Raw genomic sequence first — 20,632 nt, 5'->3', positions numbered from 1 at the left:
CAACTCCTAAGCGCGGACTTTGCCCGGCCCGGCGCTGGCGGCCACCCCGGCTGCGCGGTCCGGATTCTTGGGACGCAGCAGGATCCAGGGCACATGGTCGGGCTCGAACTGGGTACGGTGATAGCGGTCGAAGAATGGCGGCAGATGATCGCCGACGATCAATATGTCGGTCGGCGGGAAATCAGTCGCCGTTATCTGGCGCGCCATGGCCGATCCGGTCTGATCGAAAAGCTGGAGGAGACGGCAGGTCATCGGATAGGCGGCGTCGAGAGAGGCGTCGAAACGCGCACAATCGAGGGTCTGCAATCTCTTGTTCTTCAGCACTGGCAGGTGCGAGTTGACCGTGAGCCAGTACAGGAATTGCGGCTGGCGCGCCTGCTTCAGCGTCGTGCCGATCTCTCGCGGTACGTCACGGTCGCAGGCCCCCGGGAATACGCCGGGGCAGATGTCCGCCCCGTCCGCCACCAGCCGCTCGCCGAAGCGCATCTCCTGAAAGCCGGCATTGGGGTACCAGCGGTTGCGGTCGAACATCTTTCCGCTGAAGCTGTGCCATGCCTGGCTGTGATAGCCTTTGGCGGCGAGCAAGGCGGGCAGGCAGGTCGCGTCCTTCGTCTCCATCAATTCCCGATAGTCGCCCCAGCGGCCGCACAATTCCCGCATCTCGCCGCTGGTGGTCGATCCGTAGAAGGGGGTCGTGCCGGTGGTGACTTCATAGCGGGCGCGGACTTCCGGGGGGGCCCATATATCGACGAGCTTCGTGGCGATGGCGGGATCGGTAGGCGCGCCCATCGCTTCGACCATGACGAAAAGGACATGCCGCTCCCCCGTCGCGAGGCCGGCCAGGCCGCTCTGCCTGGCGGCGGAGGAAAAGGCAGCGCCAGGCTCGGCGATCCGCGAATAGGTCCCCCGATCGGCCTTCGACATCTGGACGTCCGCCCAGGCGGCGATGATGGTCAGCGCCATGGCGAGGACGAGCCGCTGCGGCGGAAGGGTGGTCGGCTTGCGCAATTGCCGCGAAGCGATCGCCACCGTTCCAGCGAGGGCCAGTGCGCCGAGCAGATATTCCGGAGAGGCCGACGGCTTCATCTCGGTCAGGAACTCAAGCGATTGGATAAGCGAGAGGATGGCCAGGTTGAACAGGCTGGAGATGAAACTCAGCACCGAATAAATGAGCGCCAGGCAGAACCCCGTCATCTTGGCCGGAAAAGGCGCGCGGTGAAGCACGATCCCGATCGTCCCGGTCAGCAGCACCTCGAAGCCGCGGGGAGGTCCACCGATCAGCGAGAGCAGCCAAAACGCCAGATTGGGCAGGAGCACCCAGCATAGAAGCCAGTTTTCCAGGGCGCGAATGCCCTCGGATCGCTGTGTCCATACTGTGCGCGGCAGCGCGAGTTGCATCTTTTCCCCCCGAGGCATCGTATGAAAAGTGGTGGCTTTCAACTTTTCACGATGGGATAACAAAAGCTTGGAGCAAGCAGACCGTTTCCGGTGTCGGGCAGCTTGCCACCGAGACGGCGCCAAGCTGCCTTGGAGCCATCAAGAAATGGTTAATGGAAGATTGTTTTCTTGGCGGAGAGACGGCTGCCAGGCGCGTTCAACTCGGGTACAGCCGTCGCTGGCTAACGGCCGCCGGCGGGCGCAAAGCCCGTCTGGACCAAGGAGTGACAATGAAGAAATTCGCACTTGCGGGCATAGCAATTGCCGCCACGCTCCCCGCTTTCGCACAGCAGGCCGCGCCCGCTAGGCCTGTGCCCACCCGGGCCGCCGTCCAGACGAGCATACAGGCGGAGTTCGCCAAGGTGGACGTGAACAAGGACGGGTTCGTGACCGAGGCGGAAGCCAAGGCCGCCACCGATGCGGCTCGCGCCGAATTCCAGGCCCTGCGCACGGAAAGCCGAGCGGAATTGTTCGCCAAGCTGGACACGAACAAGGACGGCTCCCTCAGCCGCTCCGAATTCGAAAAGCCGCCGGCTGCCGGAAAGAGCGACCGCCGCGCGCAGCGGCAGCGTCGCGGCAGTGCGATGGCGGGCCTGATGTTTGCGCCGACCCGGTTCCGAGCGATGGATTCCAATAAGGACGGCAAGGTTTCGCTGGCCGAGGCATCGGCACGAGCCTTGGCCAGGTTCGATCGGATCGATGCCGATCGCGATGGCACCATTTCGCCGACTGAAGGCCGGTCCGCGCGCGGTGCGGGCCGCCAGCAGCGCCGCGGCAGCTGAGAACAAGCAGGACAGTTGAAGCGGACATGGCCGGGGGCTGTCTTCCGGCCAGAGCCTGATCGTTTAAGGTGGACGTGCTTCGCCCTTCCACCCAAGTCGGCTGAATCGGCCTATTCGGCAGCCGCCTTGATATGCCATTCGGGCGCCTGCTCGGCTTCGAACAGCCGCCTTTCCTCCTCGAACATGAAGTCGCGCGTCATGGGAATGGCGTCGCGGCGGCGGACATATTGGAGCTGCCAATTGACCAGTCCGCCATAGCGGAAGGCGGCTTCGGCGCCCGCCAGATAGAATTGCCACATGCGGAAGAAACGTTCGTCATAAAGGGCGATGATCTCGTCCTTGGCGGCGGTCGTGCGATGATACCATTCTTCCAGCGTATGGGCATAGTGGAAGCGCAGGGCCTCGACGTCCGTAACGATCAGCCGGTTCCGTTCCGCTTCGCTGACCAGCTCCGAAAGGGACGGGATGTAGCCGCCGGGGAAGATATATTTGCGCGTCCATTTATCGGTGACGCCGGGCCCGCCCATCCGTCCGCAGCAATGGGAGAACATGACCCCGTCGGGTTTCAGCAGCCTGCGCATATGCGCGAAGAATCCCGGATAATGAGGGGTGCCGAGATGCTCGATCAGGCCGACGCTGGTAATCCGGTCGAACTCTCCCTGGACGTCCCGATAATCCATCAGCTCGAACTTGACCCGGTCGGTGACGCCTGCTTCGGCGGCACGCTCACGGCAGAATTCGATCTGATCCGGCGCCAGCGCGACGCCGAGCACGTCGACATCGTAATGACGATGCAGATAGAGAGCGAGGCCACCCCAGCCGCAGCCGATGTCCAGCACCTTCATGCCGGGCTTCAGAGCGAGCTTTGCCGCGATATGCGCCTTCTTGTCGAGCTGGGCCTGCTCAAGGCTGTCGTTCGTGTCGCGATAATAAGCGCAGGTATATTGCCGGTCCTCGTCCAGGAACAGTTCGTAGAGCCGCCGGGTGAGGTTGTAGGTATGTTCTGCGTTGCGCCGGGAGCGTGATTTCCAGTTGACCTGGTCGAGCTTGCCTGCGGCCGCATGGATGGCCTGCCGGATCGGCCCCTTCGGTTCCAGCGCACCCTGCCTTTCCCAAGGCGCATTCTCGCGGATCAGCAGCACGAGGTCGCGCACATCGCCTTCCTCGATCACGAGTCGCCCGTCCATATAAGCCTCGCCGGCGCCGACCCGCGGATCCTTGGCGATATGAAAGGCCGCGCCCTTGTCGGTCAGCCTGACCCTGACCGGGTTGCGATCCGGTGAAGCATGGCCGTAGCGATACTCCTTGCCATCATGATCGTTGACGATGAGTTCGCCACGGGTGACGAGCTTGCGGAGCATCTTGTTCAAAAGCCACATGAGCTCAGAATAACCGAGACGAAGCTCAGTGCAACCGGCCTTGCGCACGGGGCCGTTCGCCTCGATTCTTGCGTTTCGATCCGCCATGCGGCGGCCGGATCAGCCCAGAGCCGCTTGCTTTTCCGCCGCGAGACGATCGAGATCGGCCCGGCTCTTCTTCTCCGCAGCCGATTTGAGCTGACCGCAGGCGGCCATGATGTCACGGCCCCGTGGCCGGCGGACGGGCGCGCTTATACCGGCTTCGAAGACGATATCGGAAAAGCGCGCCACCTGCTCCGCGCTTGAACATTCATAGGGCGCGCCGGGCCACGGATTGAACGGGATCAGATTGACCTTGGCCGGCAATTTATACTTGCGGATGAGGCGCACGAGCTCCCGAGCATCCTCGTCACTGTCATTCTTGTCCTTCAGCATCACATATTCGAACGTGATGCGGCGGGCATTGTTGGCGCCGGGATAATCCGCGCAGGCCTGGAGCAGCTCGTCGATGCCATATTTCCGGTTGAGCGGGACGATCTCGTCGCGCACCTCCTTGGTCACGGCGTGGAGCGAGACGGCGAGATTGACTCCGATTTCCGCGCCGGCCTTGGCCATCATCGGCACCACGCCGGAGGTGGAAAGGGTGATGCGCCGCCGCGACAGGCCGAGGCCGTCGCCGTCCATGACGATCTTGAGGGCGTCGCGGACATTGTCGAAATTGTAGAGCGGTTCACCCATGCCCATCATGACGATATTGGACAGCATCCGCCCTTCCGGCTGGGACGGCCATTCGCCGAGGCTGTCGCGCGCGAGCATGACCTGGCCGACAATTTCACCGGCGGTCAGATTGCGCACGAGCCGCATCGTGCCGGTGTGGCAGAAGCGGCAGTTGAGGGTGCAACCGACCTGGCTCGACACGCACAAGGTGCCCCGGTCGGCATCAGGTATGAACACCATCTCGAAATCATTGCCGTCCGGTGTGCGGAGCAGCCACTTGCGGGTGCCGTCGGTCGACACGAGCTGCTCCACCACCTCCGGCCGTCCGATCCGGAACCGCTCCGCCAACCAACCCCGTTGCGGCTTGGCGATGTCGCTCATCGCGTCGAATTCCGTCGCGCCGCGATTGTAGATCTGGTGCCAGATCTGCTTCGCGCGAAGCTTTGCCTGCCTGGCGTCCAGCCCCGCAGCCGCAAGAGCCTCCGTTATCGCCGGGCGCGACAGGCCGACCAGGTCCTGGCGCAAATCGGCATCCGCTGGCACGGCACGCGGCACGGGAACCGGGTCGATATGACCGGGGATGGGCATCAGGGCTGTCATGGAGAGCGCCATGTAAGGCCGGAAGGGAGATTTTACCAGTCTTTGCCACGCCCCGCCGGGCGGGTCATTTCCTGCCGGCGCAGGCGATTGCGGCGGCGTCGATCGCGGTTGCCGCGCCGCGCAGGCGGTAGGCGTCGCGCACGAGCGTCCCGCTGGTGGATCGGGTCTCGATCGTCATTTCGATGCCGGTGCGCATCGCGCTCAATATATCGGCGTCGGCGCGCGCGTCCGGCGCCCAGGCATCGGCGCCGCCCGCGAGCAATTGAAATGTCTGGTCGTCGATTCGAAGCAGCACCGCCGAACCCGGTCTCTTTTCCCGGCTGAGACGAAAATGGATCTGGCTGCGGACGCGCCGGGACGGCCAGTAACCGACCGAAGCGAACGGCTTCCAGCGCTCGGCGCGGGGCGCACGATAGGGTTGTGCAATGGCGTAGCAGCGACCCGGCTCGCTGAAGGCGCCCCACAACTGAAAAATTCCCAATGATTGTCTTTCTGCAACAGCCTGACCGCTAAGTCCCAGCAACAAAACGAGGAAAAACAGGCTGCGCATGGTCTTGCCTTGATCCTTCTTCCGTCCCGGCTTGGCAACGGAAAAACGCGTTTATCCGCGGTTCATGCAACCTCTTGAAGGGGCGCGCGCTGGGTCCGCGTCCTTCTGGACCCCAGTGCCTAGTCAATGCTGAACGGAGTTATCAAAATGCGTAAATATGTGATCGCCGCCCTTCTCGCGGCCAGCGCGGCCGCGCCTGCTTTCGCCCAGGATGCCGCCACCTTCACCGGTCCGCGGATCGAGGGCATCGTCGGCTATGACACGACCGACGTGGAGGATGAAGGCGCGGACGGAGCCGTCTACGGCGTTGCCGTGGGCTATGATGTCCAGATGGGCGGCGCCGTCCTCGGTATCGAGGCGGAAGCGACCGATTCCAGCATTTCCGAATGTGTATCGGGCGTCGTGACTCCCGCTAGCGAGCTTTGCGCCAAGCTCGGCCGGGATCTTTATGTCGGCGGTCGAATCGGGGCGGTCGTCGGTTCCCGCGCGCTCCTCTATGCCAAGGCCGGCTACACCAATGGTCGCGTCAGCCTGGATTATGAGGATGGAACCCCAGGCACGGCGCTTGATTCCACGCTCAGCGAGAATCTGGACGGCGTGCGGGCCGGCGCCGGCATCGAATACGCTCTCGGCACCAACATGTTCGTCAAGGCCGAATATCGCTATTCGAATTACGAGGAAGGTTTCGACAAGCATCAGGGCGTTGCCGGTTTCGGCTTCCGCTTCTGATCCTGGCTCGACGGCATTAGAAGGAGGGCCGGGGCGCAAGCCCCGGCCCTTTTCCATATCCGATGAATAATAGTGGCGAGGGGCGATAAGGCGCACTACAACTCCCCGAAATCATCACTTTCGGGGATCACAATGAAGGCGACGATCGAACGGGCTACGCTCCTGAAGAGCCTCGGCCACGTCCAATCCGTGGTGGAACGCAGGAATACGATCCCGATCCTTTCCAACGTCCTCATCGAGGCGAGCGAGGATGGCGGCATCCGCCTGATGGCGACTGACCTTGATCTTCAGATCAACGAGACGGTCGAGGCCAATGTGACGCAAGCCGGCGCCACCACCGTATCGGCCCACACCTTGTTCGACATCGCCCGCAAACTGCCGGAGGGCAGCCAGGTCGAGCTGAATGCGGCCGAGGGCAAGATGCAGGTCAATGCCGGGCGCGCCCGCTTCAATCTTGCGACCTTGCCGCGCGACGATTTCCCGGTCATCGCCGAAGGCGACCTGCCGACCCGCTTCGAATTGCCTGCAGCGACCCTGCGGCAGATCATCGACAAGACGCGCTTCGCCATCTCCACCGAGGAGACGCGCTATTATCTGAACGGCATCTTCCTGCACGTCTCCGACGAATCGCAGCCGGTGCTCAAGGCGGCGGCTACCGACGGACACCGGCTTGCCCGGGTCACTGTGCCTCGGCCCGACGGAGCCGCCGGCATGCCGGACGTGATCATTCCGCGCAAATGCGTGGCTGAACTTCGCAAGTTGCTGGAGGAACTGGACGGGACCGTCCAGCTTTCCCTCTCGGAAACCAAGATCCGCTTCGGCCTTGGCGCCGCGATCCTGACCTCGAAGCTGATCGATGGCACCTTTCCCGATTACAGCCGGGTCATTCCGACGGCGAATGACAAATTGCTCCGCATCGATCCGCGCAGCCTGGAAGAAGGCGTGGATCGTGTCGCGACCATCGCCAGCGAGAAGACCCGCGCGGTCAAGATGGCGCTCGATCGCGACAAGGTGACCCTGTCCGTCACTTCGCCCGAAAACGGCACCGCGGCCGAGGAGGTCCCCGGCGATTATGGCTCGGAAGGGTTCGAGATCGGCTTCAACGCCCGCTATCTGCTCGACATATTGGGCCAGATGGAAGGCGACCTGATCGAGGTCCACCTCGCCGATGCGGCGGCGCCTACCCTGCTCAGGGAGAATGACAAGGCGCCCGCACTCTACGTATTGATGCCGATGCGCGTTTGAAGCCGGCCCGGCCGGTGCCATTCGCCGATATCTGAAATCTGCCGGCATCTTGTTGCCGGTGCCGCTTGCGGGTCGCTATCGGCGCGGGCTTGGGCGCCGATGCCTTTCCTCTTGGTGTCGATAGGCCATAGAAGCGCGCAATGGTCCTTTCGCGCCTCAGCCTGTCGAATTTCCGGTCTTATGCCGATGCGCTGATCGCGCCGGGGACCGGCCTCGTCCTGCTGACCGGCGACAATGGCGCCGGCAAGACCAACATATTGGAGGCGATCTCCCTGCTGTCGCCTGGCAGGGGTCTTCGTGGCGCCACCTATGCGGAAATGGCCCGCAGCGACGGCCCCGGCGGATTCGCGGTATCGGCGCGGCTCGGCGACGTCGAGCTCGGCACCGGAACCGGCGCGGCATCGCCGGACCGCCGGCAGGTGCGGATCAACTCTGCAGCGGCCTCGGCGACGACGCTTTCGGAATGGCTCTCGCTGCTCTGGCTGACGCCTGCGATGGACCGGCTTTTCCTTGAGGGGGCAAGCGGCCGCCGGCGCTTCCTCGACAGGCTGGTGCTCGCTTTGGATCCCGGTCATGCCGTTCATGCCGCCCGCTATGAGGCGGCGATGCGTGCCCGCAACAAATTGCTTGGCGAGGACGGTCCGGCCGATGCTGGGTGGCTGACGGCGCTCGAGGCGCGGATGGCGGAACATGGCGCGGCCCTGGGAAGGGCCCGCGCGGCGACGGTGGCGGCTCTTTCGGAGCGCCTGGCGGCGGCGCCGGAGGGGCCGTTCGCCCGCGCCGGCCTTCGGCTCGCAGGCGGGATGGAGGATCTTTCGGAAGGGCTTCTTCGCAGCCGTGGGCGGGATGCGGCCGCTGGACGGACGTTGATCGGTCCGCACCGCACCGACCTTGCCGTCACCCACCTGGGTAAGGGCCAGCCCGCCGAGCGAAGCTCCACCGGTGAGCAGAAGGCGCTCCTCCTGGCAATCACGCTCGCCCATGCCGAACTGGTCGCCGACCGCTCCGGCCGCCGCCCAATCCTCCTGCTGGACGAGGTCGCCGCCCATCTCGATTCCAGCCGCCGCGCAGCCTTGTTCGAAAGGCTCATCAAGGCCGGCGGCCAGGTCTGGATGACGGGCACGGAAAAGGCGCTGTTCGAAGCCGTGGGGAGCGATGCCACCTGGCTTCACATCGTGGGAGGGCGCGTGCGCGAGGGGTGACGCCAGGCCTTGCTGCAATCGTGAAGTGGAGGCCGGTATTCGGGCTTATTTCCTTTGGTTTCGCCACGTTCGTCGCTATATAATCGCCATGGCATCTTCCCCCAGCGAAAACTCCTATGGCGCGGAATCGATCAAGGTTCTGAAAGGCCTCGACGCGGTCCGCAAACGGCCCGGAATGTATATTGGCGACACCGACGACGGGTCGGGTCTCCACCATATGGTCTTCGAGGTTTCGGACAATGCGATCGACGAGGCTCTGGCCGGTCATTGCGACCGTATCCTGATCACGCTCAATCCTGACGGATCGGTTTCGGTCGAGGATAATGGCCGTGGAATTCCAACCGGGATTCACCAGGGGGAAGGGGTTTCGGCGGCCGAGGTCATCATGACCCAGCTCCACGCCGGCGGCAAGTTCGAGAACACGTCCGACGACAATGCCTATAAGGTCTCCGGCGGTCTCCACGGCGTCGGCGTATCCGTGGTGAACGCGCTTTCCGAATGGCTCGATCTCACCATCTGGAGGGACGGCCAGGAACATTATATGCGCTTCCGGCTCGGCGATGCCGAAGCGCCGCTGAAGCTGGTCGGCCCGGCGCCCGAAGGCAAGAAGGGTACCAGGGTCTCCTTCCTGCCGTCGCCCGCGACCTTCAAGATCACCGATTTCGACTTCGACAAGCTGGAGCATCGCTTTCGCGAGCTGGCCTTCCTCAATTCCGGCGTGCGGCTGATCCTGGTCGACGCGCGCCACGAGGAGAAGAAGGAGGTCGAGCTCTTCTATGAAGGCGGAATCGCGGCCTTCGTCCGCTATCTCGACCGCACCAAGACGCCGCTCTTCCCCGATCCGATCGCCATTCACGGGCAGCGCGACGATATCGGCATCGACATCGCGCTCGAATGGAATGATTCCTACTACGAGAATGTCCTCGCCTTCACGAACAACATCCCGCAGCGCGACGGCGGCACCCACATGGCCGCGTTCCGCGCGGCCCTGACCCGCACCCTCAACAATTATGCCGAGAAATCCGGCATGCTGAAGAAGGAGAAGGTGACGCTGACCGGCGACGACATGCGGGAGGGATTGACCGCGATCGTATCGGTGAAGCTCCCCGATCCGAAATTCGGCTCCCAGACCAAGGACAAATTGGTTTCGTCCGAGGTGCGTCAGCCGATGGAAAGCCTGATGGCGGATAAAATGGCGGAATGGCTGGAGGAAAACCCTGCCCACGCCCGTTCCATCGTGGGCAAGATCATCGATGCCGCCGCGGCGCGCGAGGCGGCCAAGAAGGCGCGCGAGCTTACCCGCCGCAAGGGGGTGATGGACATCGCCTCGCTGCCCGGCAAGCTCGCTGATTGCCAGGAGCGGGATCCCGCCAAATCGGAACTGTTCCTGGTCGAAGGCGACAGCGCCGGCGGCTCGGCCAAGCAGGGCCGCGATCGCCATTACCAGGCAATCCTACCACTCAAGGGCAAGATCCTGAACGTCGAGCGTGCGCGGTTCGATCGCATGCTGGGCTCGAAGGAAATCGGCACGCTGATCCAGGCGATGGGGACCGGCATCGGCCGCGACGATTTCAATGTCGAGAAGCTCCGCTATCACAAGATCGTGATCATGACGGACGCCGACGTCGACGGCGCCCATATCCGCACCCTGCTGCTGACATTCTTCTATCGACAGATGCCGGAGATCATCGAGCGCGGCCATCTCTACATCGCCCAGCCGCCGCTCTACAAAGTCGCCAAGGGCCGTTCGGAAGTCTATCTGAAAGACGATTCCAAGCTCGACGACTATCTGATCGATGCCGGCATCGGCCTGATGGTGCTGGAAACCGACGGCGGCCCCAGGTCCGGTGAGGATCTGCGGGGTCTGGCCGAACATGCAAGGCGGATGCGCACCCTGATGCGCTACGTGCCGCGCCGCTATAATCTCGACATCATCGAGGCGCTCGCCCTGGCCGGGGCGCTCGATCCGGATCTGCGCCCGGACCAAAGACCTGAAGCGATTTCGCGCGCGTCGATCTGGCTCGGCGCCGGCGATCTTGAGGCGTCCTGGTCCGGCGAAGCCAGCGAGGACGGCAATTACGTCCTGCGCCGCCTCTGGCGGGGCGTGACCGATCATCACGTCGTCGATCATAAATTCCTGGTCTCGGCCGAGGCGCGCAAGCTGCATAGCCTGGCGTCGGAGCAGGAGGCGACCTACGCAAAGCCATCGCGGCTCGTAAAGCTCAAGGCGACGGCCGCCGCCGAAGCCGAGGAGACGGTTCCGGATGCCGAGGATGCCGAGGGCAATGCAGGGAACTCGACGGGCATGGAGCGGTCTTCGGATGGCAAGGGGGATCGCGTCACCCGCCCGATCGAATTGCTCGAGGCAATCCTCGCCGCGGGCCGCAAGGGCCTCGCCATTCAGCGCTACAAGGGCCTCGGCGAAATGAATGCCGAGCAACTTTGGGAGACGACCCTGGATCCCGAAAACCGGTCCTTGCTCCAGGTTGAGATCGCGCAGGCCGATATTGCCGACGAGATCTTCACACGGCTGATGGGCGACGTCGTCGAACCAAGACGCGAGTTCATCCAGGAAAATGCCCTGAACGTCGCCAATCTGGACGCCTGATCCGGTCTTAGATATTTGAATAGGCCAGTTCGGCGTGGCGCTTGCCAGGCGCCGCCGAGGGCACGGGACCGTTCAATCTAAGCGGCCGCGATCCGCCTATTGGCTTGGATGAGATCCCCCGTCGGCAATATTCGCTCGGCAGCTGGCCACGGACATGGATCAGATGGTCGGCCCCGCCGGAGCTGCCGTTTCTTCCTCGTTCGCCGAGGCCGCTGCCATGCCTTGCCATAAGGCGCCCATGCAGTTCGCCAGCGCGAACATCGCCTCGCGGCTGCCGGCGAGCGGCAGCCGATCGACCCTTCGTCCTTCGCGGCTGATGTCCATTCCCCTGGCGGCGGCAAACGCCTCGAAGAAGCCGGCCTGGTCGGATCGACTGCCCGGTTTTACGGTGAAGAAAAGCCCTGGCCCGTCGGCATCGATGTCGCGACGGGCCGTTGCCCGGACGGGCCAGCTATGATTCCGGTCGAAAGCCACTTTCAGGTTGTGGCGTTCGCCTTCCCGAAGTGCATGCCATTGCCGGTTCTGGACAAGTATGCCGAGATTCTCCTGGCCGGCGAAGCCCCAGATGGAAAGTACGGTGCCCTGCGGCGAGGTCGCGTGGACCATGCACCCGCCGGGAAAGCCGGCAAGCCCCCATCGGCCGCCATTGCCGGTCTGGGAAGTCGCGGCCATCGGCGCCGCCAATAATGTCACGGCAATCAAGCTGCGGAACATGCTGGGCCTCCATACCCCCCGCTTTGCTTTCGGTTCGATAAGGAAACCGCCTGGCCAGCCTTTGGTTGCGGCTTTGCCGTTGCCCGCCCGGTCCGCGCGCCGAAACCAGTGCGGACGGTTGCGCATGTGCGACGGATCGAGCGTATTGACGCTACCGGCGTCAGGCCGCGCGGTTGCCGATCGCCTTTTGCCGGCGCCGCTGGACTGAGGACCCGATGCCCGCCGCCTCGCGATATTTTGCGACGGTTCGCCGGGCGATGTCGAACCCTTTGGCGCGAAGCATGTCGACGATCTGGTCGTCGGACAGAATCTTTGCCGGATCCTCGGCCGCGACCAGCGCCCTTATGTGGCTCTTCACCGCTTCCGCGGACACCGCATCGCCGCCGTCCGAGCTTTGCACGCCGCTGGTGAAGAAATATTTGAGCTCGAACAGGCCGCGGTCACAGGACAGATATTTGTTCGAGGTGACCCTGCTGACGGTCGATTCGTGCATGCCGATCGCATCCGCCACCGTGCGAAGCGTCAGCGGTTTCAAATGGGCCACGCCATGGCGGAAGAATCCGTCCTGTTGCTGGACGATCTCGGTCGCGACCTTGACGATCGTGCGGGCTCTTTGGTCGAGCGCTTTCATCAGCCAATTCGCGCTGGCCAGGCATTCCGATAGCCAGGTTTTCGATTTCCTGTCCTGTGCACCTTCCGCCAGTTCGGCATAATAGGTTCGGTTGACCAGCAGTCTGGGCAGGGTCGCGCTGTTCAGTTCGATCGCCCAGCCCTGGCCGCGCCGGCCTATGAATATGTCGGGCACCACGGCATCGATCCGGCTGCCCTGCGCGAACTTGCACCCCGGCTTCGGGTCATATCCGCGCAGCTCGCGGAGCATGTCGGACAGATCCTCATCATCGACGTCACAGATGCGCTTCAGGGCGCTGCGATTGCCCTTGGCGACATGATCCAGATTGTCGATCAGCAGCGCCATGGCCGGGTCGTAACGGTCCGCCTCCTTCGCCTGTATTGCGATACATTCCGCCAGCGTGCGTGCGCCGACACCGCTCGGATCGAAAGTCTGGATGACCGCAAGCACCCTTTCGACATCCTGCAGCGGCGTTCCGAGTCGATTGGCGATTTCAAGCGTGGAGCCCGGGAAATAGCCTGTCTCCTCGATCTGCTCGACGATCTGGGCGGCGATGACCAAATCGGTGCCGGAGAGGTGCTGGCCGGCCTGGGCGAGCAGATGATCGTGGAGCGATATGTCCTCGCCGGCAAAACTGTCATAATCGACCTCCTCGCCGCCGCCGCCGCCGGACCCATGATCGAGGCCCAGCCCTCCATCAAGCGCCCGGTCCGAAGCGCTGTCCTGGTGGAGATTCTCATTGTTCAGGTCCATGTCCAGCGGTGCATCGCGGGCGCCGTCGCCCTCCGTCACCAGGCGATCGACGGTCGCCGGTTCCTCGCCCGTATCGGTCACCTCGTCCGCCTCGGCGGCGTTCCTGTCGGATGCCTCGTCACTGCCGGTGTCGAGCAGAGGATTCTTCTCCAGCTCCTCGGCAATGAAACTTTCGATTTCAAGATTGGACAAAGCGAGCAGCCGGATCGCCTGCTGCAGCTGCGGCGTCATCACCAATGACTGGCTTTGCCGAAGGTCGAGGCGGGGACCGATCGCCATCAGGCCGCGCTCCACCACGGTGCCGCGTCGATAAAGGGGATCGAGAGGGGATCCCAGGCCATCACTACAATTCGAAACCCTCGCCAAGATAGAGACGGCGGACGTCTTCGTTCGCAACCAGCGCCTCCGGGCTGCCGGCGAACAGCACCTGGCCGTCATAGATGATGCAGGCGCGATCGACGATGTCCAAGGTCTCGCGGACATTATGGTCGGTGATGAGGACACCGATGTCCCGCTGCTTGAGCTGGATCACCAGGTCGCGAATGTCGGAGATGGAGATTGGATCGATGCCGGCAAACGGCTCGTCCAGCAGCATGATGCTGGGATCCGCAGCGAGCGCGCGTGCGATCTCGCAGCGCCGTCGTTCGCCACCGGACAGCGCCATTGCGGGGGCGTCGCGCAGGTGCTGGATGTGGAACTCCCCCAGCAATTGCTCCAGTCTTTGTGCACGGACGGACTTGTCGGGCTCGGCGAGTTCCAGCACGGCCATGATGTTCTGCGACACGGTAAGGCCGCGAAAGATGGACGTTTCCTGCGGCAGATAGCCGAGCCCCAATATGGCGCGGCGATACATGGGCAGCCCGGTAATGTCCCTGCCGTCGAGCAGGATACGCCCGCTGTCCGGCTTCACGAGGCCCATGATGGAATAGAAGCAGGTGGTCTTGCCGGCGCCGTTCGGGCCAAGCAGCCCAAGCACCTCGCCGCGGTCGACGCCCAGCGAGACGTCCTTCAGGACCTGCTTGCGGTCATAGGATTTGGCGATCGAGACGACGGACAGGCCCCGTGAAAGCACGCCGATCGCGTCGGCGTCCGGGGACCTTTCGATCGTCGTGCTGTCGTTCATGCCGCTTCCTTGCCCTGCGCGGACTTAGGCGAAGCCGCCGCGCGCCTCAACTGGCAAGGTTCATGCATGACGACGATTATTTCTTGAAAAGAGGCGGGGCGACCGGACCGTAGGATCAATACCGGCGCTGCGGGACCGTGAAGGTTCCGGTGACGCGGCCGCCCTGGTTCGCCGTGCCGGCCGGACCGGCGCCATCCATCACCGCACGCCCGCTGTCGAGGTCCAGCACCAACCGGCCGCCCTTCACGTTGGAATCGCCGCGGGTCAGGGTAACATCGCCGATCATCGTGATGATGCGGCGATTGAGATCGTAGATCGCATACTGGCCGCGCGCCGTTTCGGAAGGGCTCCGCACGGTCACGCCGCCGCTGGCGTCCAGCCGCTCGATCTGGATGCCGCCAGCGTTGGAATAAGCGACGGTAAGCCGTGCGGCGCTCAGCGTCAGATCCGACTGGCGCACCTGGACGTTGCCGGAAAAGACCGCCCGGTCGGCCCGGTCCTGAACTTCGATCCGGTCCGCTGCCACATCCACTGGCGCATTGCTGTTATGACCCTTGAGCGCCGAGGTCTGGGCCAAAGCGGGGTTGAACGCGAGACCGGCGGCGATCACGGCGGACGCCGCAAGGGCGATGATGGCTTCTTTCATGCCGCTCATTTGATCGCGCCCTGGACGATGTGCAAGCGCGCCCTGCCGGTCAGCGTCACCTGGCGGGCCGGAAGGTCGACCGACATGCGATCGGCGGTGAAGCGGCCAAGCGGCATCCGGCCCTTAACGCTGCCCTGGCTGGCGAGCTGACTCTTGTTCAGATCGACCTGCACGTCGCTGGTCTCGAGCCTGTAGCCGTCGGCGGCCGTGAACAGGATCGGGCCGAGGACATCGACGGTCTGTGCATCCATGTCGTAGCGTCCGCGATCGGCGCGAAGCACCGCGGGCCCGTCAGCCAGCCTTATACTGGCATCCATGCCTTCGATGTCCATGACCTGCTCCTTGGAGGTCGCCTGGATGGCCTGATCCGCGCGGATGAGGAAAGGCCGGCCCTTATCGTCCTGGCCGCGATACTGAGGCTCGTCGAGGCGCAGCCGTTCTCGCGCCACCTCGACTTTGTTCTTGTCGAGCAGGAAGCTGACTTCCTTGTCCTTCTGGAGGGGCGAAATGGCGAGATAGGCGGCAAGGACGCCAATGCCCGCAGGCAGAGCGATCTTGAGCAAGCGGACGAAGACGTCGTGAAAGCTGCCGGGAGCCGCCCAGCCGCGCTTTATCAGCCGCTCCCGCTCGGCGAGTTCAGACATGCGCGAAGATGTCCACCTCGGGCCATCCGGCGAGATCGAGCAGCGCCCGGCTGGGCAGGAAATCGAAACAGGCCTGGGCGAGGGCCATGCGGCCTTCCCGGTTCAGCCTTTCGTCCAGCTTCTCGCGCAGGGCGTGAAGATAGCGCACGTCGGAGGCGGCATAATCCTTCTGTGCGTCGGACAGGTCCGGCGCCCCCCAGTCGGACGATTGCTGCTGCTTCGATATGTCGATCGCCAGCAATTCCTTGACGAGCTCCTTGAGGCCGTGACGGTCCGTATAGGTCCGGATCAGGCGCGAGGCGGTCTTGGTGCAATAAGCCGGCGCCGCCATCACGCCGATATAGGCCTTGATGACGGCCAGGTCGAAGCGTGCGAAATGATAGAGTTTCAGGCGATCCGGATCGGCAAGGACGGCACGCAGGTTGGGTGCCGCATAATCGCTGCCGGGCGCGAATCGGACAAGGTGCTCGTCCCCGCCCCCATCGGAGATCTGGACCAGGCAAAGCCGGTCCCGGGCCGGGTGGAGGCCCATTGCTTCGGTGTCGACCGCAACTGGGCCCGGCGCGAGGACGCCGGCCGGCAGATCCTCTTGATGAAAATGAACTGTCATGACCTCCGCATAGGCGGAAGCGGATGAACGCTCAATGGCTTGCCGAACCGTCTATGCCCTCCGGATTCCTGGCGCGGGAGCCTGCCTCCCGCCGCCGCCGGGCGAAGATGTTGAGCGCCTCCACCCCGGCCGAAAAGGCCATGGCTGCATAGATATATCCCTTGGGGACATGCACGCCGAAGCCGTCCGCGATCAGCACGGCGCCGATCATCAGCAGGAAGCCGAGGGCGAGCATCACCACTGTGGGATTCTTGTTGATGAAATTGGCAAGCGGATCCGCGGCGACGAGCATGACGAACACCGCCACGAGTACAGCCACCACCATCACCGGCAAATGATCGGTCATGCCCACCGCCGTCAGGATCGAATCGATCGAGAAGACCAGGTCCAGCAGCAGGATCTGGACGATCGCGGCCCCAAAGCCGAGTGCCGCCCTGGACGTGTCGAAGACGTCGTCCGTCGGCGAAGGGTCCATATTGTGGTGGATTTCCTTGGTTGCCTTCCAGACCAGAAACAGGCCGCCCGCGATCAGGATAAGGTCCCGCCACGAGAAGGCGGTTTCGAATGTCGGTTGGTCATGTGCATCGAGCGCGCCCGTGAAGCCGAGGTCGAAGACGGGAGCCGTGAGGCCCACCAGCCAGGCGATGGCCGACAGCAAGGCCAGCCTGAGGAAGAGAGCAAGGCCGATTCCCAGCCGCCGCGCTTTCTGGCGCTGGCCTTCGGGAAGTTTGTTGGAAAGGATCGAGATGAAGATCAGATTGTCGATGCCGAGCACCACCTCCATGACGATAAGCGTGGCGAGCGCGGCCAGGACCGCGGGATCGCTGAACAGCTCAAAAAGTCCTTCCATCCTTCTCCCCTGCCCTCACGAATGTTCGTGCCTCGCCCATGCACGAAGTGGCAGGTCTCGGCCAGCCCCGTCATTATTGCGGCTGCTGTTGCGTCAAAGTCACTCGCCTGCGGGTCGTTTTTTGGCTATATGAGTCGCGGGTGCGCCAAGTTTCCGCGCCAAAGGCCGTTCGCGCAATCAGCCCAGCGCTATGGTTCTAACAGGGATAGGGCACTGGAAAGTATAAGACGGCATGAGTTTCGACAAAGGGCGCCGCGGGGATCGCGGCGGGCGCGGCAGAGATAAGCGCGATAGTTTCGGCGATGACAATTTCGGCAGCTCCTACGGTGATCGCGGCGGCTTCGGCGGTGGCGACCGGTTCGGTGGCGGCGGCGACCGTTTCGGCGGCGGTGGCGGTGACCGTTTCGGCGGCGGCGGCGGTGGTGGTGGCTATCGCGGCGGTGGCGGCGGTGGCGGCGGCGGTGGATTTGGTGGTCCCCGCGGCGGCGGCATGCCCCCCCAGGTCGTCGGCGAAGGCAAGGGCGTCGTCAAATTCTTCAACGGCCAGAAAGGCTTTGGCTTCATCGTCCGCGATGATGGCGGCGAGGATGTGTTCGTCCATATTTCGGCCGTCGAACAGGCGGGCCTTACCGGCCTCGCCGAGGGTCAGCCGCTCGAATTCACCCTGGTCGACCGCGGTGGCCGCATTTCCGCAACCGATCTGAAGATCGAGGGAGAGCCGCTCCCCGTCACCGACCGGGCCCCGCGCGACCGCGACGATCGCGATGCGGGTGGGCCGCAGCGTCAGCTGACCGGCGAGAAGGCTCAGGGTACGGTCAAGTTCTTCAATGCGATGAAGGGCTTCGGCTTTATCAGCCGCGATGACGGCCAGCCTGATGCATTCGTCCATATCTCCGCCGTCGAGCGCGCTGGCATGGTTTCCCTGAACGAAGGGGACCGGCTGGAGTTCGAACTGGAAGTAGACCGCCGGGGCAAGACCGCAGCGGTGAATCTGCAACCGCTTCAATAGCTTTCGCCGAGGTGTAATGAAAAGCCTGGCGCTCTGGAGAGCGCCAGGCTTTTTCCATGAATCCCGCCCTTAAGGGGGATCCTGCCTCCGCAATTCTATCTGGCGAATTCCGTCGATTCGAATTTCAGCGGTCGACCCTGCGCGGCGTCGGCCACCACCCCCTCCCACATCACGCGATTGCCCCGGATGATCGTTCCGATCGGACGGCCCGTCAGTTTCATGCCGGTGAAGGGAGACCAACCGCAGCGCGAGGCCAGCCAGCTTTCCTCGATCGTCCACGCCGCTTTCAGATCGACGATCGTGAAGTCCGCATCATAGCCGGCCGCGATTCGTCCCTTTCCGACCAGGCCGAAAATGCGCTGCGCCCCGGCCGAGGTGAGGTCGACAAGGCGTTCCATGCTGGTACGGCCCTTGGCGACATGGTCGAGCATCAGTGGGAGCAATGTCTGCACCCCTGGCATGCCGCTGGGGCTTTCCGGATAGGCCCTTGCCTTCTCTTCCCGCGTGTGCGGCGCATGATCCGATCCGAGTACATCCGGAACACCTTGGTTCAGCCAGTGCCAAAGCCCGTCGCGATGGGCCGCCGACCGGATCGGCGGGTTCATCTGCGCGAAGGTGCCGAGGCTGGGATAGGCATCCTCGGCGGCAAGGGTCAGGTGCTGCGGCGTTACTTCGCAGGTCGCAATATCCCTCGCTCCGGCGATCAACTCAAGTTCGTCCGGTGTGGTGACGTGAAGAATGTGGATCCGCCGCCGCGCCGCGCGCGCAAGCGTGAGGATCCGGCGCGTGGCCAGCAGGGCGCTTTCGTCATCGCGCCAGACGGGGTGGCTCGAAGGATCGCCGGGGATGCGTTCGCCCAGGCGCGCGTTCATCCGCGCCTCGTCTTCGGCATGAATGGCCACCCGGCGGCTGCCGGACGCGAGCACGCGGGCAAGCTCATTGTCTTCTGACACGAGCAAATCACCGGTCGACGCGCCCATGAAGATTTTCACCCCTGCCGTCCCGGGCAGGCGCTCGAGCTCGCCGAGAATCTCGGCATTGGCGGCAGTGGCGCCGACATAGAAAGCATGATCGCACCACATGCGCCCTGCCGCCCGCCGCAATTTGTCCTCGACGGCTTCCACGCTGTCGGTGTTGGGCTTGGTATTGGGCATTTCGAACACGGCGGTGACGCCGCCAAGCACGGCGGCGCGACTGCCGCTTTCCAGGTCCTCCTTGGCCTCCAGCCCCGGCTCGCGGAAATGGACCTGCGTATCGATCACGCCCGGCAGAACGACCAGGCCCGTGCAATCGATCACTTCGCCCGCGTCGCCGGCCATATCCAGCGCCGCGACCTTGCCATTGCAAATGCCTATATTCGCCTCGACCGGACCGCCGGGGGTCCAGACTATGCCATTCTTGAGCAGGAGATCGTAAGTTGCCATCGGCCGCGCTTTCTTTTGTTCGCGCCAATCCCTAACTCCCGAACATGGCCGCGACCACCCTTGTCGACCGCAGCATCATCCGGCTTTCGGGTCCGGACGTGCGCGGCTTTCTGCAGGGGCTCGTGACCAACGACGCCGATCTGCTTGCGCCGGACCGCCCCTTGTGGGCCGGGCTGCTGACGCCCCAGGGCAAGGCCCTGTTCGACTTCGTCCTGTGGGCGGACGGCGAGGATGTGCTGATCGATTGCGAGGCGGAACAGGCAGATTCCCTGATCCGGCGGCTGACCTTGTACCGGTTGCGCCGTCCGATCGTCATTGCGCGCGAGGAGAATCTTGCGGTCCATTGGTCGCCGGATGGCGGCGACGGCGTTCCGGATCCCCGGCTGGCGGCGCTCGGCCTGCGTTGGCTGGCTCCAGCGGACGCGCCCGCTTCGGGCTGGCTCGACCGCCGCCTCTCGCTGGGCGTCACCGAAGGGGTGGCCGAGCTGGGATCGGACAAGACCTTATGGCTCGAATGCAATGCCGCCGAGCTGAATGGGGTGAGCTTCGCCAAAGGCTGCTATGTGGGTCAGGAGAATACGGCCAGGATGCATCATCGCTCCAAGGTCAACCGGCGGCTGGTCGTGGTGCGCGCGGAGTCGCCGGGGCCGCGTACGCGCGTTCATTATCCCGAGCTCAGCCTGGCGGTGGATCATCGCCGGACCGACGATCTAGGCGACGCTATCATTCCCGGCTGGCTCGCCTCCGGTCTCGCCTGACCGCCGGAGGATCCGCCACAGGGAGAAGCCGCCGATCAGCACCCAGATGACGTTGACCGCCGCCGAAGGGATGGCGCCATGCCAAGCGGTGTTGACGATGAAACCGGCCGCGCCGACCACGTTCATCCCGTGATAGACGAGCGAGCGCGGGCCCAGTTTGCCGACCGACAACAAGAGATAGGCGCCCAGAATCAGGCCGGCCCCGAGCCAGCCGGCGGCTTCGACGAAAAGTTCGATCGCGC

At 63.8% G+C, this 20,632-nt stretch carries 20 protein-coding genes; 7 read left to right on the top strand and 13 right to left on the bottom strand.

What is annotated here, in order from left to right; translation table 11 throughout:
• Positions 1 to 6: 6 nt before the first annotated feature.
• On the bottom strand, positions 7 to 1,398 hold the full coding sequence (locus tag RQX22_RS10895; protein ID WP_315726410.1) for a sulfatase-like hydrolase/transferase: 1,392 nt from the start codon (positions 1,396 to 1,398) through the stop codon (positions 7 to 9).
• A gap of 269 nt (positions 1,399 to 1,667) precedes the next feature.
• Here RQX22_RS10895 and RQX22_RS10890 point away from each other — a divergent pair, with 269 nt between their 5' ends.
• A complete protein-coding gene (locus RQX22_RS10890) occupies positions 1,668 to 2,219 on the top strand; it encodes an EF-hand domain-containing protein (RefSeq protein ID WP_315726408.1) in 552 nt (183 codons plus the stop codon).
• 110 nt (positions 2,220 to 2,329) lie between these two features.
• Here RQX22_RS10890 and RQX22_RS10885 read toward each other — a convergent pair whose 3' ends face one another.
• The 3 genes from RQX22_RS10885 to RQX22_RS10875 all read right to left on the bottom strand — a co-directional run bounded on the left by RQX22_RS10885 (position 2,330) and on the right by RQX22_RS10875 (position 5,375).
• On the bottom strand, positions 2,330 to 3,598 hold the full coding sequence (locus tag RQX22_RS10885) for a cyclopropane-fatty-acyl-phospholipid synthase family protein (RefSeq protein ID WP_315726406.1): 1,269 nt from the start codon (positions 3,596 to 3,598) through the stop codon (positions 2,330 to 2,332).
• Between the two features lie 99 nt (positions 3,599 to 3,697).
• Entirely contained in the window at positions 3,698 to 4,882 is a 1,185-nt protein-coding gene (gene rlmN, locus RQX22_RS10880; protein WP_315726404.1) for a 23S rRNA (adenine(2503)-C(2))-methyltransferase RlmN, read from the bottom strand.
• 76 nt (positions 4,883 to 4,958) lie between these two features.
• A complete protein-coding gene (locus RQX22_RS10875) occupies positions 4,959 to 5,375 on the bottom strand; it encodes a hypothetical protein (protein ID WP_315726402.1) in 417 nt (138 codons plus the stop codon).
• Between the two features lie 216 nt (positions 5,376 to 5,591).
• Here RQX22_RS10875 and RQX22_RS10870 point away from each other — a divergent pair, with 216 nt between their 5' ends.
• The 4 genes from RQX22_RS10870 to gyrB all read left to right on the top strand — a co-directional run bounded on the left by RQX22_RS10870 (position 5,592) and on the right by gyrB (position 11,228).
• Positions 5,592 to 6,173, top strand: coding sequence for an outer membrane protein (locus RQX22_RS10870; protein ID WP_315726400.1), 582 nt, complete (start codon positions 5,592 to 5,594; stop codon positions 6,171 to 6,173).
• A 132-nt stretch (positions 6,174 to 6,305) separates the two neighbouring features.
• The gene (gene dnaN, locus RQX22_RS10865; RefSeq protein WP_315726398.1) at positions 6,306 to 7,418 is read left to right on the top strand and encodes a DNA polymerase III subunit beta; all 1,113 of its coding nucleotides are present in this window, start codon (positions 6,306 to 6,308) and stop codon (positions 7,416 to 7,418) included.
• Positions 7,419 to 7,558: 140 nt separating this feature from the next.
• Positions 7,559 to 8,620 carry a DNA replication/repair protein RecF gene (gene recF / locus RQX22_RS10860; protein WP_315726396.1) on the top strand — a complete coding sequence of 354 codons (1,062 nt, stop codon included), beginning with the start codon at positions 7,559 to 7,561 and terminating at the stop codon, positions 8,618 to 8,620.
• Positions 8,621 to 8,708: 88 nt separating this feature from the next.
• Positions 8,709 to 11,228: a DNA topoisomerase (ATP-hydrolyzing) subunit B gene (gene gyrB / locus RQX22_RS10855; RefSeq protein ID WP_315726394.1), complete on the top strand. Its 2,520-nt coding sequence runs from the start codon at positions 8,709 to 8,711 to the stop codon at positions 11,226 to 11,228.
• 159 nt (positions 11,229 to 11,387) lie between these two features.
• Here gyrB and RQX22_RS10850 read toward each other — a convergent pair whose 3' ends face one another.
• The 7 genes from RQX22_RS10850 to RQX22_RS10820 all read right to left on the bottom strand — a co-directional run bounded on the left by RQX22_RS10850 (position 11,388) and on the right by RQX22_RS10820 (position 17,199).
• Positions 11,388 to 11,942 (bottom strand): hypothetical protein, encoded by a 555-nt coding sequence (locus tag RQX22_RS10850; RefSeq protein WP_315726392.1) that lies wholly within the window; start codon positions 11,940 to 11,942, stop codon positions 11,388 to 11,390.
• A gap of 160 nt (positions 11,943 to 12,102) precedes the next feature.
• Positions 12,103 to 13,605 (bottom strand): RNA polymerase factor sigma-54, encoded by a 1,503-nt coding sequence (gene rpoN / locus RQX22_RS10845; RefSeq protein ID WP_315726390.1) that lies wholly within the window; start codon positions 13,603 to 13,605, stop codon positions 12,103 to 12,105.
• Positions 13,606 to 13,669: 64 nt separating this feature from the next.
• Positions 13,670 to 14,449: an LPS export ABC transporter ATP-binding protein gene (gene lptB / locus RQX22_RS10840; protein WP_315726388.1), complete on the bottom strand. Its 780-nt coding sequence runs from the start codon at positions 14,447 to 14,449 to the stop codon at positions 13,670 to 13,672.
• A gap of 115 nt (positions 14,450 to 14,564) precedes the next feature.
• Positions 14,565 to 15,095 carry an LptA/OstA family protein gene (locus RQX22_RS10835; RefSeq protein ID WP_315726386.1) on the bottom strand — a complete coding sequence of 177 codons (531 nt, stop codon included), beginning with the start codon at positions 15,093 to 15,095 and terminating at the stop codon, positions 14,565 to 14,567.
• Positions 15,096 to 15,100: 5 nt separating this feature from the next.
• Positions 15,101 to 15,739: an LPS export ABC transporter periplasmic protein LptC gene (lptC, locus tag RQX22_RS10830; RefSeq protein ID WP_315726384.1), complete on the bottom strand. Its 639-nt coding sequence runs from the start codon at positions 15,737 to 15,739 to the stop codon at positions 15,101 to 15,103.
• Complete coding sequence (locus RQX22_RS10825; protein ID WP_315726382.1) at positions 15,732 to 16,349, bottom strand: ribonuclease D; 618 nt, start codon at positions 16,347 to 16,349, stop codon at positions 15,732 to 15,734. Before RQX22_RS10825 ends, lptC begins: the two co-directional genes overlap by 8 nt.
• Positions 16,350 to 16,380: 31 nt before the next feature.
• Positions 16,381 to 17,199: a TerC family protein gene (locus RQX22_RS10820; protein WP_315726380.1), complete on the bottom strand. Its 819-nt coding sequence runs from the start codon at positions 17,197 to 17,199 to the stop codon at positions 16,381 to 16,383.
• 232 nt (positions 17,200 to 17,431) lie between these two features.
• On the opposite strand from RQX22_RS10820, the gene RQX22_RS10815 reads away from it, so the two are divergent.
• Positions 17,432 to 18,208: a cold-shock protein gene (locus RQX22_RS10815; protein WP_315726379.1), complete on the top strand. Its 777-nt coding sequence runs from the start codon at positions 17,432 to 17,434 to the stop codon at positions 18,206 to 18,208.
• Positions 18,209 to 18,303: 95 nt separating this feature from the next.
• On the opposite strand, the gene RQX22_RS10810 is transcribed toward RQX22_RS10815, so the two are convergent.
• Positions 18,304 to 19,632 (bottom strand): dihydroorotase, encoded by a 1,329-nt coding sequence (locus RQX22_RS10810; protein WP_315726377.1) that lies wholly within the window; start codon positions 19,630 to 19,632, stop codon positions 18,304 to 18,306.
• A 44-nt stretch (positions 19,633 to 19,676) separates the two neighbouring features.
• Here RQX22_RS10810 and ygfZ point away from each other — a divergent pair, with 44 nt between their 5' ends.
• Positions 19,677 to 20,390, top strand: a complete 714-nt coding sequence (ygfZ, locus tag RQX22_RS10805; protein ID WP_315726375.1) for a CAF17-like 4Fe-4S cluster assembly/insertion protein YgfZ — start codon at positions 19,677 to 19,679, stop codon at positions 20,388 to 20,390.
• On the opposite strand, the gene RQX22_RS10800 is transcribed toward ygfZ, so the two are convergent.
• The gene (locus RQX22_RS10800) at positions 20,343 to 20,627 is read right to left on the bottom strand and encodes a CBU_0592 family membrane protein (protein WP_410001637.1); all 285 of its coding nucleotides are present in this window, start codon (positions 20,625 to 20,627) and stop codon (positions 20,343 to 20,345) included. The two genes, ygfZ and RQX22_RS10800, sit on opposite strands and share 48 nt — an antisense overlap.
• Positions 20,628 to 20,632: the final 5 nt, after the last annotated feature.

This window comes from Sphingosinicella rhizophila (genome assembly GCF_032378825.1).
Lineage (GTDB): Bacteria > Pseudomonadota > Alphaproteobacteria > Sphingomonadales > Sphingomonadaceae > Allosphingosinicella > Allosphingosinicella rhizophila.
This window is presented reverse-complemented; position numbering and strand designations above follow the sequence as displayed.